The organism is Ruegeria sp. HKCCD6426, assembly GCF_057221115.1.
This window is the reverse complement of record NZ_JBWVBF010000003.1, coordinates 166,130-182,958: the sequence shown is the minus strand read 5'-3', so window position 1 is coordinate 182,958 and position 16,829 is coordinate 166,130. Positions and strand designations below refer to the sequence as shown.

At 57.4% G+C, this 16,829-nt stretch carries 17 protein-coding genes; 8 read left to right on the top strand and 9 right to left on the bottom strand.

What is annotated here, in order from left to right; translation table 11 throughout:
- Nucleotides 1–10 precede the first annotated feature (10 nt).
- On the bottom strand, nucleotides 11–1,345 hold the full coding sequence (locus AC2TDA_RS09735; protein WP_480879103.1) for an NAD(P)-dependent oxidoreductase: 1,335 nt from the start codon (nucleotides 1,343–1,345) through the stop codon (nucleotides 11–13).
- Between the two features lie 159 nt (nucleotides 1,346–1,504).
- Nucleotides 1,505–2,137, bottom strand: a complete 633-nt coding sequence (locus tag AC2TDA_RS09730) for a cupin domain-containing protein (RefSeq protein WP_480845938.1) — start codon at nucleotides 2,135–2,137, stop codon at nucleotides 1,505–1,507.
- Nucleotides 2,138–2,290: 153 nt separating this feature from the next.
- On the opposite strand from AC2TDA_RS09730, the gene AC2TDA_RS09725 reads away from it, so the two are divergent.
- The 3 genes from AC2TDA_RS09725 (at nucleotide 2,291) to AC2TDA_RS09715 (ending at nucleotide 5,368) form a co-directional block, all read left to right on the top strand.
- Complete coding sequence (locus AC2TDA_RS09725) at nucleotides 2,291–3,286, top strand: hypothetical protein (RefSeq protein WP_480879102.1); 996 nt, start codon at nucleotides 2,291–2,293, stop codon at nucleotides 3,284–3,286.
- 72 nt (nucleotides 3,287–3,358) lie between these two features.
- Complete coding sequence (locus AC2TDA_RS09720) at nucleotides 3,359–4,651, top strand: O-acetylhomoserine aminocarboxypropyltransferase/cysteine synthase family protein (RefSeq protein ID WP_480879101.1); 1,293 nt, start codon at nucleotides 3,359–3,361, stop codon at nucleotides 4,649–4,651.
- 3 nt (nucleotides 4,652–4,654) lie between these two features.
- Nucleotides 4,655–5,368, top strand: coding sequence for a GNAT family N-acetyltransferase (locus tag AC2TDA_RS09715; protein ID WP_480879100.1), 714 nt, complete (start codon nucleotides 4,655–4,657; stop codon nucleotides 5,366–5,368).
- 3 nt (nucleotides 5,369–5,371) lie between these two features.
- Here the strand turns inward: AC2TDA_RS09715 and AC2TDA_RS09710 are convergent, their stop codons facing one another.
- Nucleotides 5,372–6,067, bottom strand: coding sequence for an SIMPL domain-containing protein (locus AC2TDA_RS09710; protein WP_480879099.1), 696 nt, complete (start codon nucleotides 6,065–6,067; stop codon nucleotides 5,372–5,374).
- Nucleotides 6,068–6,231: 164 nt separating this feature from the next.
- Here AC2TDA_RS09710 and AC2TDA_RS09705 point away from each other — a divergent pair, with 164 nt between their 5' ends.
- Nucleotides 6,232–8,250, top strand: a complete 2,019-nt coding sequence (locus tag AC2TDA_RS09705) for a hypothetical protein (protein ID WP_480879098.1) — start codon at nucleotides 6,232–6,234, stop codon at nucleotides 8,248–8,250.
- Nucleotides 8,243–8,893: a class I SAM-dependent methyltransferase gene (locus AC2TDA_RS09700; protein ID WP_480879097.1), complete on the top strand. Its 651-nt coding sequence runs from the start codon at nucleotides 8,243–8,245 to the stop codon at nucleotides 8,891–8,893. The genes AC2TDA_RS09705 and AC2TDA_RS09700 overlap by 8 nt, the downstream gene beginning before the upstream one ends.
- Here AC2TDA_RS09700 and hppD read toward each other — a convergent pair.
- Entirely contained in the window at nucleotides 8,890–9,987 is a 1,098-nt protein-coding gene (gene hppD, locus AC2TDA_RS09695; protein WP_480845947.1) for a 4-hydroxyphenylpyruvate dioxygenase, read from the bottom strand. The two genes, AC2TDA_RS09700 and hppD, sit on opposite strands and share 4 nt — an antisense overlap.
- Before the next feature lie 147 nt (nucleotides 9,988–10,134).
- On the opposite strand from hppD, the gene AC2TDA_RS09690 reads away from it, so the two are divergent.
- A complete protein-coding gene (locus AC2TDA_RS09690; RefSeq protein ID WP_480845948.1) occupies nucleotides 10,135–10,590 on the top strand; it encodes an Lrp/AsnC family transcriptional regulator in 456 nt (151 codons plus the stop codon).
- Between the two features lie 19 nt (nucleotides 10,591–10,609).
- Nucleotides 10,610–12,493 carry a cation:proton antiporter domain-containing protein gene (locus AC2TDA_RS09685; RefSeq protein WP_480879095.1) on the top strand — a complete coding sequence of 628 codons (1,884 nt, stop codon included), beginning with the start codon at nucleotides 10,610–10,612 and terminating at the stop codon, nucleotides 12,491–12,493.
- A 31-nt stretch (nucleotides 12,494–12,524) separates the two neighbouring features.
- Here the strand turns inward: AC2TDA_RS09685 and cobT are convergent, their stop codons facing one another.
- Entirely contained in the window at nucleotides 12,525–13,538 is a 1,014-nt protein-coding gene (cobT, locus tag AC2TDA_RS09680; RefSeq protein ID WP_480879094.1) for a nicotinate-nucleotide--dimethylbenzimidazole phosphoribosyltransferase, read from the bottom strand.
- A gap of 124 nt (nucleotides 13,539–13,662) precedes the next feature.
- Between cobT and cobS the strand changes: the two genes are divergently transcribed.
- A complete protein-coding gene (cobS, locus tag AC2TDA_RS09675) occupies nucleotides 13,663–14,382 on the top strand; it encodes an adenosylcobinamide-GDP ribazoletransferase (RefSeq protein WP_480879093.1) in 720 nt (239 codons plus the stop codon).
- Here cobS and AC2TDA_RS09670 read toward each other — a convergent pair.
- The 4 genes from AC2TDA_RS09670 to AC2TDA_RS09655 all read right to left on the bottom strand — a co-directional run bounded on the left by AC2TDA_RS09670 (nucleotide 14,379) and on the right by AC2TDA_RS09655 (nucleotide 16,829).
- Nucleotides 14,379–15,140, bottom strand: coding sequence for an ion channel (locus tag AC2TDA_RS09670; protein WP_480879092.1), 762 nt, complete (start codon nucleotides 15,138–15,140; stop codon nucleotides 14,379–14,381). The genes cobS and AC2TDA_RS09670 overlap by 4 nt on opposite strands.
- Nucleotides 15,141–15,260: 120 nt before the next feature.
- Complete coding sequence (locus AC2TDA_RS09665) at nucleotides 15,261–15,770, bottom strand: CarD family transcriptional regulator (protein WP_480845954.1); 510 nt, start codon at nucleotides 15,768–15,770, stop codon at nucleotides 15,261–15,263.
- Nucleotides 15,771–16,052: 282 nt separating this feature from the next.
- On the bottom strand, nucleotides 16,053–16,391 hold the full coding sequence (gene fdxA / locus AC2TDA_RS09660; RefSeq protein ID WP_480845956.1) for a ferredoxin FdxA: 339 nt from the start codon (nucleotides 16,389–16,391) through the stop codon (nucleotides 16,053–16,055).
- A gap of 66 nt (nucleotides 16,392–16,457) precedes the next feature.
- A complete protein-coding gene (locus AC2TDA_RS09655; protein WP_480845957.1) occupies nucleotides 16,458–16,829 on the bottom strand; it encodes an RNA-binding S4 domain-containing protein in 372 nt (123 codons plus the stop codon).

Here is a 16,829-nt window from a genome sequence, read left to right as displayed (position 1 = left end):
CCCCATCCTATCACGAAACGAGCGTTGCGTGGATGTCCATCGCCGCATCCCGGCCCTCGGCCACAGCCGTCACGGTGAGGTCTTCCCCGCCTGCAGCACAGTCACCTCCGGCCCAGACACCCGCCATCGATGTTCTACCAGCCTCATCGACTGCGATCTTGTTGCCTTCCAGCGCCAACCCTTCCGGCGCCCCTTCCAGTGTCTGACCGATGGCCTTGAGAACCTGGTCCGCCGGTACACGGATCGTTTCGCCGGTTCCGGTCAACTTGCCATCTTGGCTGGCGGTATATTCCAATTCAATCTCTGCCGATGCTCCGTTTCCGTGAACCGCGACGGGCTGCACGTTGCACATGATGCGAACACCATGTGAGGCGGCCAAATCTTGTTCATACCGGCTGGCACCCATAGCGTCGCGGTCGCGGCGATAGGCAATGGTCACATGTTCAGCGCCCAGCAGCTTGGATTTTACAGCCGCATCCACTGCGGTCATGCCGCCACCAATCACGACCACGTTTCGTCCTACGGGCAATTCAGACAGATCGCTGGCCTGCCGCACATCCGAGATGAAATTGACCGCGTGTCGTACCCCTTCTTTTTCCGCGCCCTGCGCCCTTAGCGCGTTGACCCCGGCCAGCCCGATAGACAGGAATACGGCGTCATAATTTTCAAGCAGACCGTCCAGTGAGATGCTCTCGCCAAGCACGGAGCCAGTCTCGATCACAATGCCGCCGATTTTCAAAAGCCAGTCCACCTCGGCCTGTGCGAAATCGTTGGTCGATTTGTAGGCCGCAATTCCGTATTCGTTGAGGCCGCCCGCCTTAGGCTTGGTTTCATGAATCACCACGTCGTGCCCCAGCATTGCCAAACGGTGCGCACAGGCCAGACCAGCCGGCCCCGCCCCGATCACGGCAACTGTCTTGCCGGTGGACGCCGCGCGTTCGAACGGATGATCGCCAGACGCCATGACAGTGTCAGTCGAGTAGCGCTGCAATCGCCCGATCTCAACCGGCTTGCCCTCGGCAGCCTCCCTCACGCAAGCCTCTTCGCAAAGGGTTTCCGTCGGGCAGACGCGGGCACACATACCGCCCAGAATATTCTGCTCCAAGATCGTGCGACCCGCTGCCTGAGGTTGCCCGGCCTGAATCTGACGAATGAACAATGGAATATCGATGTCCGTCGGACAGGCCGTCACGCATGGCGCGTCGTAGCAGAAATAACAGCGGTCTGCGGCCACGGCGGCCTCATGCGGCGCCAAAGGCGGATGCAGATCGGTGAAATTCGAGGTCAGCTCATCGCTGGAAAGCCGCCCGGAGACGATCCCGGGTGCCATCTGGCCCTGTGCCATCACTCTACTCCCTGTAGATATGTTTGTTATGGCCCCCAGCTTGCCACATTCTGATTTTTTATCAATTGGTAAAATTTGCCAAATGGTCAAAAAATGAAAAATCCAGGCAAATCAGCCCGGATTTCCATAGAAACGCACTGTAAAAGTGCAATTCCTGGATCAGAGCATCCCTTTAAGATGCCCGGATTTGATCCAGACGCGGGCACCGCCTGCCCCAGCGGTCGCTTCGGACTGCGTTCCCGGAGGCAGGCGCAACCAATCCCAGATCGCAAATTCTTCGCCTTTTTCGACAAAGCCGCCTTCGATCACAAAGACCTCCATTCCTTCGGCTGCGTCCAGTTCGACGGTTTCACCAGCGGCCCATTCCTGAACTTGAACGCGCTCATGCGCGTCTTGAAACAGGTTCACATTGCTTTCACCGTCGATTGAACGGCGCACTTCGGTCCGGTCAGCGGGATCAAACTGATGCAGTTTTACTAGAATCGTCGCGCCCTTGCTGGCCGAAGGAGTGTGCGACGAAGTCGGCGGGTTACGCACATAGCTGCCGACCGGGAAATCGCCGGTTTCGTCCTGAAAGACGCCGTCGAGAACCAGGTATTCCTCTCCGCCGTCGTGCGTGTGGGCGTCAAAGGCACTGCCGGGGGCAAAGCGTACAATAGTGGTAGCCCGGGCAACCTCGGCTCCGATCCTGTCCAGCATCTTGCGCTCAACCCCGGCCGCAGGGGATGCGACCCATTCGGTGTCATTGAAGTGAACGGCCACCCGTTTGGTAAAATCTGCATTGACCCGCATAAGTGCTCTCCTGACCTTGCACACCTGTTTACATGGTTTGTCGTTCAGAATTTTCAAACTTCAGCCCGGATCGGGTTTTGACGACCCATGCCCATTACTGTAATCCCGGATCAGCAGTGCCCCGACCCACATACTCAAAAAGAAAGCACGTGCATGCAGGCGAAGCCCCCGAAGTTCAACGTTGCCGTCATCGGGCAGAACAATCGTCTGCAATTCGAGGCCGTGCTGTTTGCCGCTTCGCTGCGCCACTCCTCACCACAGTTTTCAGGGCGCCTGATGGTCGCGGTTCCGCAGGCTGGCCCTCTTTGGCGACAAGACCCCAGCATTCGGAACGAAGACGTCCTGAAAGCTCTGGATCATCTGGACGTCGAAATCGTCCCGTTCGAGTCTAAGGTCTTTGGCGACAGCTATCCGCAAGGCAACAAGATCGAAGCCTTATTAGCCCTGCCCGAGGATGAGCCGTTCGTTCTCTTCGACAGTGACACGCTGATCACCGGGGAACTGATGGATGTGCCGTTTGATTTCGAACGTCCCGGCGCATCACTGAAGGTTGAGGGGACATGGCCTAAGCCCACCCTTTACGGGCCAGGCTATGAAGGGATCTGGCGCGCAATGTATGACCGGTTCGGGCTGGATTTCGAAAGTTCGAAAGACACGTCGCAGCCGCAGGATTACTGGCGGCGCTACTTGTATTTCAACGCGGGCTATTTCTTTTACAAATGCCCGCGTCTGTTCGGCGAACGTTTTCTGGATTTCGCCCGCATCGTCCGGGACGAGGCAATCCCCGAATTGACAGGGCAAAATCTGGACCCTTGGCTGGATCAAGCTGTGCTGCCTCTGGTCATTCACTCCTTTGGCGGCGGGCGCAACGTGTTGCCCGACGGGTTATTGGACGGATCGGTCAGCTGCCATTATCGCCTGTTCCCTCTGCTCTATGCGCGTGAAAGTGATCATGTGATCGAGGTGCTGGAAGCCGTTTCTACGCCGAACAAGATCAAGAAGGTCCTGAAAACCTATGACCCGATTAAAAAGCTGGTCATTCAGGGTAAGGGCGCCAAGATCCGCGCAATGTTCGACCAGACCAACCTGCCTCAGCGCGAACAGGTTATCCGCAAGACCATCAAGTCCAAGGGCCTGTGGCAGCGGTAATCACAACATTGTGCGCAAGCGATCAATGGCCTAGAGATTCAGCAACTCACATTCCAACAGGAGATTTCCAAGATGTCAGACGGCCCTACTTACGGTTTTGATACGCTGCAAATTCACGCCGGAGCCCGCCCTGATCCGGCAACCGGGGCTCGCCAGACGCCAATCTACCAGACTACGGCTTATGTGTTCCGCGATGCCGACCACGCAGCAGCTCTGTTCAACCTGCAAGAAGTCGGGTTCATCTATTCCCGTTTGACCAACCCAACCGTGGCAGTGCTGCAAGAGCGCGTGGCGACGCTGGAAGGCGGCGTTGGTGCGGTTTGCTGTTCGTCCGGCCACGCAGCCCAGATCATGGCGCTATTCCCGCTGATGGGTCCGGGCTGTAACGTGGTGGCCTCGACGCGCCTTTATGGCGGCACGGTCACGCAGTTCAGCCAGACCATCAAACGGTTCGGCTGGTCTGCGAAATTCGTGGACACCGATGATCTGGACGCGGTGAAGGATGCCATCGACGAAAATACCCGCGCAGTGTTCTGCGAATCCATCGCCAACCCCGGTGGTTACGTAACCGATATCCGCGCTCTGGCAGACGTGTCGGATGAGGCAGGCATTCCGCTTATTGTCGACAACACTTCGGCCACGCCCTACCTCTGCCGCCCGATCGAGCACGGCGCGACTCTGGTCGTGCATTCGACTACCAAATACCTGACCGGCAATGGTACAGTTACCGGCGGCTGTATCGTGGATTCCGGCAAATTCGACTGGTCGGCAAATGACAAGTTCCCGTCACTCAGCGAACCGGAACCGGCCTATCACGGGTTGAAATTCCACGAGACCTTTGGCCCGCTGGCCTTCACTTTCCACGGCATTGCAATTGGTCTGCGCGATCTGGGCATGACGATGAACCCACAGGCCGCGCATTACACACTGCTGGGGATCGAAACGCTTAGCCTGCGTATGGAACGCCACGTGGAGAACGCTCAGAAAATCGCCGCATGGCTCGAAGCTGATGACCGCGTCGAATACGTCACCTATGCGGGCCTGCCTTCGTCGCCCTATCGTGACCGGGTGAAAAAGCACTATCCAAAGGGAGCAGGCGCGCTGTTCACCTTTGCCGTAAAGGGTGGCTATGACGCCTGTATCAAGCTGGTCAATGCGCTGGAGATTTTCAGCCATGTCGCGAATCTGGGTGACGCCCGCTCGCTGATCATCCACTCGGCCTCGACGACGCACCGACAGCTGACTCCGGAACAGCAAGAGGCCGCGGGCGCAGGCCCCAACGTGGTGCGCTTGTCCATCGGGATCGAGGACGCGGACGATCTGATCGCCGATCTGGATCAGGCCCTGTCCAAGGCCAGTGCCTGAAGCATGGTTTCCGGGCACGATACCAACGATCTTGGACAACCCATCGGCTTGCCGGTGCCGGACGTCTTTCCACGTCCGACACCGCCCTATACGTCGATGCAGGGACGTTTCTGTTCAGTCGTGCCACTGGATGTGAACCGGCATGCGCCCGGCTTGTACCGGGCGTTTGCCAAAGATGCGGATGGGCGCAACTGGACCTACCTGCCCTATGGCCCGTTTGACAGAGAAAGCGATTTCGTCGAGTGGGTGCACGGCAATTGCATGGACGCCGACCCTATGTTCCATACGGTTCTGGATGCCGATGAAACACCGGTGGGGATGGCCTCATACCTTCGGGTTACACCGTCGGCAGGGGCGATTGAAGTCGGCCACATCCATTTTTCGCCCCTATTGCAGCGCAAACCACAATCAACCGAAACCATGTATTTGATGATGCGCCGCGTCTTCGACGAATTGGGCTATCGCCGGTACGAATGGAAATGCGACGCACTGAACGCGCCCTCGCGCCGCGCTGCCGAACGGTTGGGCTTTACCTTCGAAGGTGTCTTCCGGCAAGCCACCCACTACAAGGGGCGCAACCGGGACACGGCCTGGTATTCGATCATCGATCGGGAATGGCCGCGCATTCGCACAGCATTCGAAGAGTGGCTTGCGCCAGAGAATTTTGATAGTGCAGGCCAACAGATTCAATCGCTGAAGGCCCGCGCCGGGTCTTAAGGGTCACTCGGATATTTCGAACACCATCGAGATATTGACTGATACGGAAATTTCGCCGCCTGCCACGGGAACGCTTCCGGCGTCGGCCATCGCCATCTCGCGCATCTGGATACCGGGGCGAGGACCACCTCCCTGATCATTGATCGAAACGACCTGTCCCAGAGTGACCCCGGCAGCCTGGGCCAGTTGCTCGGCTTTGGCACGGGCATCCGCAACAGCATCTGCGCGGGCCTTGGCTTCAAGCGGTTTGGAGTCCTGCACCGAGAAACTCAGGCCGCCGAAATCATTGGCACCGTCGCGGATGACAGCATCCATGATCTGCCCCAGATTGTCCAAGTCACGTACGCGGACGAATACCCTGTTCGAGGCCACAAAACCTGTTATCTCGGGCGCCGCGCCATCCGAACTGTGTCGACCGGACCAGACGGGGGACAGCGACAGATCACGAGTCTGAACGTCGCGTGCCTCAAGCCCCATCTCGTTCAGACGGCTCAGAATCTGCGTGACCGCATCTGACGTCGCCTGCATCGCGTTTGACGCCTGTTTGTCCTGGTTCGTCACCCCAAGCGTGATAGTCGCCATGTCAGGGGCTGACAGGGCTGACCCCGATCCGCTAACAGTGATGCGACGTTCTTCCGCATGGGCGGGCAACGCCGCGATCGCTGCGGTCATCGCAGCCAGAAAAGCAAGTGTCTTCAAGGTGCTCTCTCCTTTTTTCTGACTCAATACATGGGGCGGCATGGCTTTGCCAGACAAGGGGGCAGCTTGCCTTTTCCTTTCCCTCGGCGGGTTCCTGCTCTAATCTCACCGGGCGGATGCCAAGGTGTTTGCATTGAAACTGACAAATGTGGTTCCACCGGATTATGAAACCTGCCTTTGCGCTGTCTTTTTCCGAAAACGGGATTTCCTTGCACCACCGGTCCGATGGCGACTGGTATAGCATCGGATCTACGCCGCTGGATGCTCCCGATCTGAATGATCGGATTCGAGCCCTGCGCGATCAGGGATTCGCAATTGAAAACGATTTGAACTGCAAGTTGATCATCCCACAAGATCAAGTGCGGGTATTGACGGTCGACTCGGAGGGGCTGAGTCCTGAAGTGCTGGACCAAAAGGTTCGCGACGCTTTGGAAGCTGCCACGCCCTATACCCTGGCCGAGCTTTCCCACGTCACGATCACAGAAGGACCGGTCACAAAGGTTTTAGCCGTCGCCCTGCAGACACTGGACGAGGCGCGCGAATTTGCGGCAGATCACGGGTTTATCCCCGGGGCATTCACTATCAGCACGACCGGTGGGGACGCCTTGACCGGCCCGTCCATTGACCTAAACCCCCTGCCGGCGGAGAGCGAAACTTCACCCCCGGCGAAGGCGAAAACCCAGGTCGATGCCGCGCCAGATGCAGCTGAACCCGAAGCGCCCTCGGTTCCTATCCACCCGATTGCCGGTTCAGCGGAACCCGAAGCCTTTCGGCCTCAGGTCACGGTTGCTAAATCCAAAGGCGCAGGGTTCGGCGCGACCACCTTCGACCTGAAGCGAATTGCAATTCCTGTCATAGCGGCGTCGGTGGTTCTTGGTATGGTCGCTGGAGCTTGGTCGTTGATGCGATCGACTCCAGAAAGCGAACAGCCGACCGAACAGGCCGCGGAAGTACCTGTGGTCGAAGAGCCGTCCCAGCCACAGGTCACGAGTCTCCCTGAACCCGCGACCGACCCAGCCCCCTCGACGGATGAGGAAGCGACCCTTTCCCCCGCAGACTCAGCGATCCTTGAAGCACTGGAAGTTGAACCGGAACAGGTCGAAGAAATCGCAACCGAAGCCGACCCTGAACCGTCATCAGAGGAAGACAAGGCTCTAAATCCCACTGACGCAGCGATCCTTGAGGCGCTGACCGTCGAACCGGAGCTGATGGAAGACGTCGCACCCGAGGCTGGTTCCGAGATCGTTTTTCGCGATTTCACAGGGACCGCGCCGAAACCTCCAAACGCATTGCAACCGCCTGTTCTTTTGGACGAGGATGAGATCTACCTCGCGTCAATCGACCGATCAGACCTGTCTCAGGATTCGGTCGCCCTGCCCCCGCTGGACAATCCGGACAGTGACGCCCCTTTCGAAACGGTGTCCTTGCCTGGTCAGACGGGCCAGCCACTCAATCTGGATGATCGCGGGCTTGTGACGCCCAGCCCCGAAGGTACACTAAACCCAGACGGAATTCTGGTTTTTGAGGGTACACCACCCAAAGCGCCGCCTGAACCTCCGGTACGGTCCGAGAGTGAACCCGAGATCGAGGATACCGATACCAGACTCGCAGGCTTCCGCCCCCGACCTCGCCCTGAAAACCTGGTGGATCTGTTCGAGCGGAGCCAGCTTGGCGGGCGGTCTCTTGAGGAATTGGCGACGGTTCGTCCGAAATTGCGCCCGAAATTCATTGAAGAACAGCCAGTGGTTGACTTCACTCCAACGGCACTTGCCGTTGTACGTGTGCCACGCCCCAAGACCAGACCGGCAAGCCTTGCCGCCCGGGCCACTCAAAATCCCAGTTCGGGCAGCGCGCCCCTCGGATCAACGGCCAACGTCGTTTCGAATGGTGATGAAGCGGGATCATTCCAACCGAAATCGGTTGCGCCAAAAATTCCGTCAACGGCGTCAGTCGCCCGTCAGGCCACGATCGACAACGCCATCAACCTGCGAAAACTCAACCTGATCGGCGTGTACGGCACACCCGCCAATCGACGCGCGCTGGTGCGCCTGCCCAGCGGCCGGTACAAAAAACTTAAGGTCGGGGACAGGATTGACGGTGGTAACGTGATCGCCATCGGAGACAGCGAACTGCGTTATCAAAAGCGCGGAAAAAACGTTACGCTGAAATTGCCGCGTGGCTGACAATCAGAACTACGCCGAGCAGATCATCGCAGGTTACGAACGGGCAGCGCCTGAACTCGTCACGGCCTATGAGCAGGTGAAGCCGGAGTTGGTTTTGTCGCCAGTGGCACCTCATCTTCCCAAGACAGGCGGTACAGTGCTGGACGTCGGGGCCGGCCCCGGTACCAACGCGGCTTGGTTGTCTGATCGCGGGTGCGAGGTCACAGCGGTGGAACCAGTGGCGGCCTTTCGTGAGGCGGATCGGCAAAGATACGCGCATTGCAAAATCAAATGGTTTGATGATCGGCTGCCCGGCTTGCCGGCAGCATTTTCAATAGGTGCACAATACGATGTCATCCTGGCGACAGGGGTCTTTCATCACCTTCCGCCTGACGATCAGAAAGCCGCTCTAGGAACGCTGTCCAAAGCGCTTAAAATCAATGGAAAACTGATACTTTCACTACGCCATGGGCCGTGCCAATCGACGCGTCCGGGGTTTGCCATTTCCGTGATCGATTTACTTGAAGCAGCGCGACAACTTGACCTTCGCGTCGCGCAATTGTCGCGTAGGAACTCGGTGCAAAGAGAAAACCGGCGCGCCAGGGTCCATTGGACCTGGGTCGTACTGCGCGCGCCGGGCTCCGCATTTGAAGCCAAAAGTTAGGCTGCCGAGATTTCGCCCGACTCGATTTGCTCGCGCTCGATGGATTCGAACAGAGCTTTGAAGTTGCCCTCGCCAAAACCGTCATCGCCCTTGCGCTGAATGAACTCAAAGAAGATCGGGCCGATCACCGTTTTCGAGAAGATCTGCAGAAGGATCTTTGTCTCGCCGCCGTCCAGGACACCTTCACCGTCAATCAGAATGCCATGTTTCATCATTCGATCCTTCGGTTCGTCATGTCCGGACACACGTTCGTAAGACAGGTCGTAATAAGCCTCGTTTGGTCCGGGCATGAATTTCAGACCATTCTCGGCAATCGCATCGGTCGAGGCATAGATGTCGTCGCTGCCGACAGCGATGTGCTGGATACCTTCACCGTTGTATTTCTTCAGGTAAGACACGATTTGACCAGTTTCTCCGCGGTCTTCGTTGATTGGAATGCGGATGCGACCACAGGGCGAGGTTAACGCGCGGCTGAAGAGACCGGTGAACTTGCCCTGAATGTCGAAGAAGCGGATTTCCTTGAAGTTGAACAAGTCACCGTAGAACTTGAACCACTTGTCCATGTTGCCCTTGAAAACATTGTGGGTCAGGTGATCGAGGTAATAGAACCCCTCACCACCCGGCTTGGACTGCTTGAGCCACTCGAACTCCTGATTGTAGGGCGACGTATCGTGATACTGGTCGATGAAGTAGATCAGGGAACCGCCGATACCCTTGATCGCCGGTACATCCATGGTTTTGTCGGCGGCATCGTAAGGCTCGGCCCCTTTCGAGACGGCATGCTCATATGCCTTCTTCGCATCCGCAACGCGCCAGCCCATCGAAGGCGCACAGGGGCCATGTTCGGCCACAAACTTCGCGGCAAAGCTGTCAGGGTCAGCGTTCAGAATATAGGTAACGTCGCCCTGCTGCCACAGCTCGACCGAGGGTGTGTCGCGATGATAACCGACATACTCGAACCCCATACGTGCGAACAGGTCGCGCAGTTCCTGCGGTTCGGGATGGGCGAATTCCACAAATTCGAACCCGTCGGTTCCGGCTGGATTTTCTTCGCTGATTACGGATTTCGGGGCGTTGTGCGGGAATGGACCCATGGCGCGTCTCCTCAGAAAACAGGAATTTCTTTGCTGATTCAAAAATACGCATTAATCGGCGCTGTTTCTGCGCGTTGTTTTTGTGTAAACTTGATTCAAACGCGCAAAACTCGCGCGGTATTGGCAGAATTCGGAGATTCCCCGCATATGCTGGATTCGACAGACACACGCCTGCTGTCAGCTTTGCAAAAGGACGCACATCTGACGGCGCATCAACTGGGCGAGATGTTGAACTTGTCGGCCAGCCAGGCTGGTCGCCGGCGTCAAAGGCTGGAGGCCGAAGGATACATTACCGGCTACACCGCCCGGCTGGACCCGCTAAAGCTGGGTCTGCATGTGCAGGGTTTCATTCAGGTTCATCTGGGCACGCACGGGCCCGAGCAATCCGCCAGTTTCGCCCGTATGGTCAACGCCCGCCCCGAGATCAGCAGCGCCTGGACGATGACGGGTGAGGCAGACTATCTGCTGCATGTCTATTGCGACAACCTATCCGCGCTCAACAGCTTGCTTCACGAGGTGATCCTACCGCATCCTGCAGTTGCAAGAATTCAAAGCCAGATCGTAATGGATCAACTGAAACGCGACGCGCCACTGCCGACATAGGTACACAGGAAGGACAAAAATGAACGAATTCCTATACCAGGCTTCGATCTACCTGGCTGCGGCGGTGATTGCCGTGCCCTTGTCGGCGCGTTTGGGATTGGGTTCAGTGCTGGGCTACCTAGCGGCCGGAATCGCGATCGGCCCAATCCTTGGACTGGTTGGGGCCGAGACGGAAAGCCTCCAGCATGTCGCGGAATTCGGCGTCGTCATGATGCTATTCCTGATCGGCCTTGAGTTGGAGCCCCGCGCCCTATGGGATATGCGCGACAAACTGCTGGGACTGGGCGGTCTGCAGGTTGGATTGTCCACCGCGGCCATCGCAGCCGTGGCATTTTACGCGAACCACCCTTGGTCGGTCGCTCTTGCCGTGGGACTGACACTCTCGTTGTCGTCGACAGCGATCGTGCTTCAGACTTTGTCGGAAAAAGGCTTAATGCAGACAAATGGCGGCCGGGCAACATTTTCGGTACTGCTGACTCAGGACATTGCCGTGATCCCGATACTGGCGTTCCTGCCCTTGCTGGCATTGCCAGAAGTCGTTCACTTTCAGAGCGATGGCTCGATTGACCGCGGCACCGATTTGCCGCACGACGCCGACTATCACCAAACGCTGTCGCTGGTCGAAGGGTTGCCCGGCTGGGCTGTCACTCTGGTTACAATCGGCGCCGTCGCTTTCGTGGTGCTGGCGGGGGTATACCTGACCCGCCCCCTATTCCGTTTCATCCACGCCGCCCACCTACGCGAGATGTATACGGCGCTGGCATTGATGATCGTTGTCGGGATTTCCTTCCTTATGACTCTGGTTGGCTTGTCCCCTGCCCTTGGCGCATTTCTGGCCGGGGTTGTTTTGGCAAGTTCGGAATTCAGGCATGAGATGGAAAGCGATCTGGAGCCGTTTAAGGGCCTTTTGCTCGGCCTGTTCTTCATTACGGTCGGCGCTGGCATAGATATCGGCTATTTCTTCGCTGATCCGTTGGATCTGATTGGCTTGGCTTTGCTGGTCATTCTGGCAAAGGGCGTCATCCTCTTCATTGTCGGACGAGCGTTCAAGCTGCGTGGGCGCGATCACTGGCTATTCACTCTTGGCTTGGCGCAGGCGGGTGAATTTGGCTTTGTCCTGTTGGCCTTTTCCACGCAGCAGAACGTAATCCCCCCGGACCTGTCGCAAAAACTGTTGATGATCATCGCGCTGACAATGCTGATTACTCCGCTGCTGTTCATCTTCTTTGATCTGCTCAGCCGCCGCATTGGCGATAGCAGTCCAAAAGTCGAGCCGGATGAAATCGACGAGAAAGGCCCCGTCATCATCGCAGGCATTGGCAGGTTCGGACAGATCGTGAACCGGCTGGTGCAAGCCAGTGGCTTCAAAACCATCGTTCTGGACCACGATATCGAGACAATTCAGCTGATGCGCCGGTTCGGCGTCAAAGGTTTTCTGGGTGATCCCACCCGCCCCGAGCTTTTGCGGGCTGCCGGGATAGAAAAGGCCGCCGTTCTGGTCGCCGCAATGGATGACCACAAACAAGTGACCCGTCTCGTTGGCTATGCGCGACGTCAACGGCCGGATTTGCACATCATCGCTCGCGCCAAAGACCGCAACCATGTTTACGAGCTGTATCAGGCAGGGGCCGACGACATCGTGCGGGAAATGTTCGACGGCTCGCTTCGGGCCGGCCGCTATGTGCTGGAGAACATTGGGCTGAGCGAATACGAGGCTGCGCAGGCTGAGCAGACATTCTATCATCACGACCGAATGTCGGTACGTGAACTGGCTGAACTGTGGATTCCGGGAATGCCAACCGCAGAAAACAAGAAGTACATCGAACGGGCCCAGAAGCTGGAGAAGGATCTGGAAACCGCTCTTCTGGAAATGGCGGAAGAACACGCCAAGAAATCAGCCTGACCGGCGGCTCAGCCCCGGTCAGGCCCATTGATCAGCCGTCCGAGACACCAGCTTCGGCAAATGTCGCCATACCGGAATGGCAGGCCACTGCGCTTTTCAGAATATTGATCGCCAAAGCCCCGCCGGACCCTTCACCTAATCGCAGGCCGAGGCTCAGCAAGGGTTCTTTTCCCAACTTTGCCAGCACAGCGCCGTGAGCACCCTCCGCGCTTTGATGGCCAGCAATCGTGTGATCCAATGCGGTCGCTGAGACACGCGCCAGACAGGCAGCTGCCGCCGAACAGATAAAGCCATCCAGAATGACCGGAATACGCAAAACACGCGCTGCCGCTATTGCGCCCGCCATTGCCGCAATCTCGCGCCCGCCCAGGCAGCGCAGGATATCCAGACCGTCGTCCGTTTGCCCGTGCCGGGCTACACCCTCGGCCACTACGCGGGTCTTGTTGGCCAGACCAGCATCATCAACCCCCGTTCCCCGTCCGGTCCAATCGACCGCGTCACCGCCGAACAGAGCGCAAGCAATTGCGGCCGCTGGGGTTGTATTGCCAATTCCCATCTCACCAACCACCAACAGATCGGCCTGCGGATCAACGGCCTGCCAACCAGTGCGCAGAGCCGCAACCAGTTCGCCCTCGCTCATCGCCGGAGCTTGGGTGAAATCCGCGGTAGGTTGATCCAGATCCAGCGCGTGTACATCCATTTTTGCGCCCGCGGCTTTGGCGAGTTGGTTAATCGCCGCCCCGCCGTGCTGAAAGTTCATCACCATCTGCACGGTGACCTCAGGTGGAAATGCCGAAACACCCTGAGCGGTCACCCCGTGATTACCAGCGAACACAATAACTTGCGGCGCGGCGATTTTCGGCTGCGCATCCCCGCGCCAGCCCGCGTACCAGATCGCCAAATCCTCGAGACGCCCCAAAGCGCCCGGGGGTTTGGTCAACTGGCCATTTCGCTCTTCCGCTGCCTGTCGTGCAGCCTGATTGGTGTCAGGCGCGCCGGTTAAGGCATTTCGGAAACTGTTCAGATCTTTAATTTCGGGCAGCATTCAAAGCCTCGTTGCATCAGAGTGGTCCTGCGTGTTTAACCAATGTTGGGAAAGCAACAAGACCCGGAAAGGCCTGGGAGTGCATAAAAACGACACGGCCCCATTTTCACGGTGGGATATACCCTTGGCACTGGTCTTACTGACCCGCTTACCGATTCCTCGGCTGCCCGAAAGCGTATTTGCAAGACAAGCCCGGGCGGCGTGGGCCTTTCCCGTCGCGGGACTAGTCGTCGGCGTGCTGGCTTGTGGCGCGGGCTGGGTCGGCATGACAGCGGGCTTGCCAGAATTGGCCGTTGCCACACTGGTCGTCGCCGTACTGATCGCAACCACGGGCGCCATGCATGAGGATGGTCTGGCCGACACCGTTGACGGGCTTTGGGGTGGCTTCACCGCCGAACGTCGGTTGGAGATCATGAAGGACAGCCATATTGGAACCTATGGTGTTCTGGCCTTGACCCTTGCGCAACTATTGCGGATTACAGCTGTCTCCGCTCTGCTAAGCAACGGGATATTCGCTGGCATTCTCGCCGCCTGCCTCTTTTCGCGATCTTTTATGCCTGCCGTCATGTGCGCTTTGCCGAATGCCCGCCAATCAGGGTTGAGCCATTCGGTCGGTGCTCCGCAGGTTGGTGCCGTTTTCACCAGTTTCGCGCTGGCCCTCGTTCTGAGCATCTTGCTCCTGGGCGGGCTTACATGGTTTCCGGCCCTTTGCGCTGCCGCTGCGGCAATATCCGTCGCCTTGCTCGCCAAGGTCAAAATCAGAGGCCAGACGGGCGATATTCTCGGGGCAACGCAATCCTTGTCCGAAATCGCCTTTCTTCTGGCGCTGACCACAATGGTCTAAACCACACCACCGGTTTCGATCCGCAAGGTCCCGCCGCAATGCTTACAATGCACCGCGTCCGGGTCGTGACGGTAAAGTCCGCAGCTCGGGCATTTGTGACGTACCTTTTGCGGCATAAAAATTGCCTGCGCCAAACGGACAAACAACGCAACGCCAACCACCATTATAAACACAGAAAACATCTTGCCAGCTGGGGTCGCCAATGTGACGTCGCCAAACCCGGTCGTTGTCAGCGTTGCCATCGTGAAATACAGCGCGTCTATGTAAGGCGTTTGGCTGTTATCTGGAATGAAGAACACAAGAACCGCCGTCGAAGTGGCGAAGACAAAGACCATCAGGTTGATGGCGGCGATCACCGCATCCTCGTGTGTTCGGAAAAAGCTGCTGTCCCGGCGCAGATCCCGCAACAGATGGTACGAGTGGATCAGACGTAGGGCTCGCAATATCCTCAGAAAAGCCAGATTTCCGGTCAGGAACGGATCGAGAATAAGAGAGATGATCACGACGATATCAGCAAGCGTGTATACCTTTCTAAGTAGTTTCCAGCGATCCTTGGCAATCCAAAGGCGCGCTAGAAAATCCAGCAGAATGATAAAACCGACGCCCCAACTGGCGGCCGTTAGTCCCGGCCCGTGCGGAATGGCTGCAGTGGACACGAAAAAAATTATCGAAACTGCGTCAAACAGGATCAGAATGTATCGAAACCAGACTGAAACAGGGCTCTTGCCGATATAGAGCGCTTTGACCGCTGTTTTCATTTGGACACCGTACACCATTACTCTGACAGGAAAATTAACCGCAAAGAGGCGTCAGACCAAGCAATCGTGCGCAAAAAAGCCGCCCCTGATCGGGGCGGCGCATATCTGTATTCTCGGAAATCAGGCAGCGCGCGAGGTCAAAACCTCATCCACTTGCTTGGCCGCCGATATCTCATCAGCACCCGAGACCGCGGCGACTTCGCGAGTCAGACGTTCCAGCGCGGCCTCATACAGCTGACGTTCGGAATAGCTCTGCTCGCGTTGATCGTCTGTGCGGTGCAGGTCGCGAACCACTTCGGCAATGGAAATCAAGTCGCCTGAATTGATCTTCTGTTCATATTCCTGCGCCCGACGCGACCACATGGCCCGCTTGACCTTGGCCTTGCCTTTGAGCGTTTTCATTGCCTGGCTAATCACGTCTGGCGAGCTAAGAGACCGCAGACCGGATTCGGTTGCCTTGTTGGTCGGCACCCGCAACGTCATTTTGTCTTTCTCAAAAGAGATGACGAACAATTCAAGCGAAAATCCCGCGACTTCCTGCTCTTCGATCGAGATGATCTGACCCACGCCATGCGCAGGGTAGACAACATAATCGTTCGGGCGGAACTCAAGCTTTTTCGACTTCGACATTCACATTCATCCTTGGTTGCAGACTGTGATCCAGACAAAAAACAGCCGAAGGCGGTGCCGTCCAAGGCGCCGTCACTTGGCTTTCTGTCACAAATTTAAAACTCCAAAGTGAGCATACTTACGGAGCACATCCCAGTCTCAGTCATCATTCAGGTAGTAAGTATATCACAAAATTGCGACACCCAAAAGGTCATCAGACCAGCGGGCGCTTGAAACGCAGCATTATCAAATGCTTGCGCATCTCAGCTTGCCTGCCAACCTGCCATTTTGACGGCGAATCGCTCAGCCGCCCTCGCCGGGGGCTTCGGAGAAATACTTCTCCATCTTACCTTCTTCTCCGTCGCGCTCCTCTGCGTCGGGCAAAGGTTCTTTTTTGGTGACGATCACCGGCCATTGCTCAGAGTATTTCCGATTGAATTCGACCCATTCCTCCATCCCCGGCTCGGTATCGGGGCGGATTGCATCTGCGGGGCATTCAGGCTCGCAAACGCCGCAGTCGATGCACTCGTCGGGATGGATGACCAGTGTGTTCTCGCCCTCGTAGAAACAGTCCACCGGGCAAACCTCGACACAGTCGGTATATTTGCAGGCGATGCAGTTTTCGGTGACAACATAGGTCATGGGTCAATTCCTGTTTACGGCTTGGGCGACTAGCTAATTCAGTCTGCCTGTGTCTTCAAGAGAAGATCACTCCTTTGGGGTGCGAGAAAGATCAAGCGCACGCCGTTCTTTCTTGGTCGGGCGACCTTTTCCTTCGAAACCCGGATTTCGAGGCGGCGCGTCCTGCTTTTCCGTCATGTCAGTGTAGAGCGTTTGCGCCTCGGGCGCCGGCCCTCGCCGTTCGCCCAAGGCTTCGATGCGCACGACGCGTACGACGCGCCCCTGAGAGAACGTCAGAACATCGCCAGGGCCGACCGCCATCGCCGGTTTCTGGATTCTGTTTCCGTTGACGCGCACATGACCGCCGCTGACCTGCTTGGCGGCCAGGCTACGGGTCTTGAAGAACCGCGCCTGCCACAGCCATTTGTCGATCCGCAGCTTGGCCTGAGCCTCAGCCAT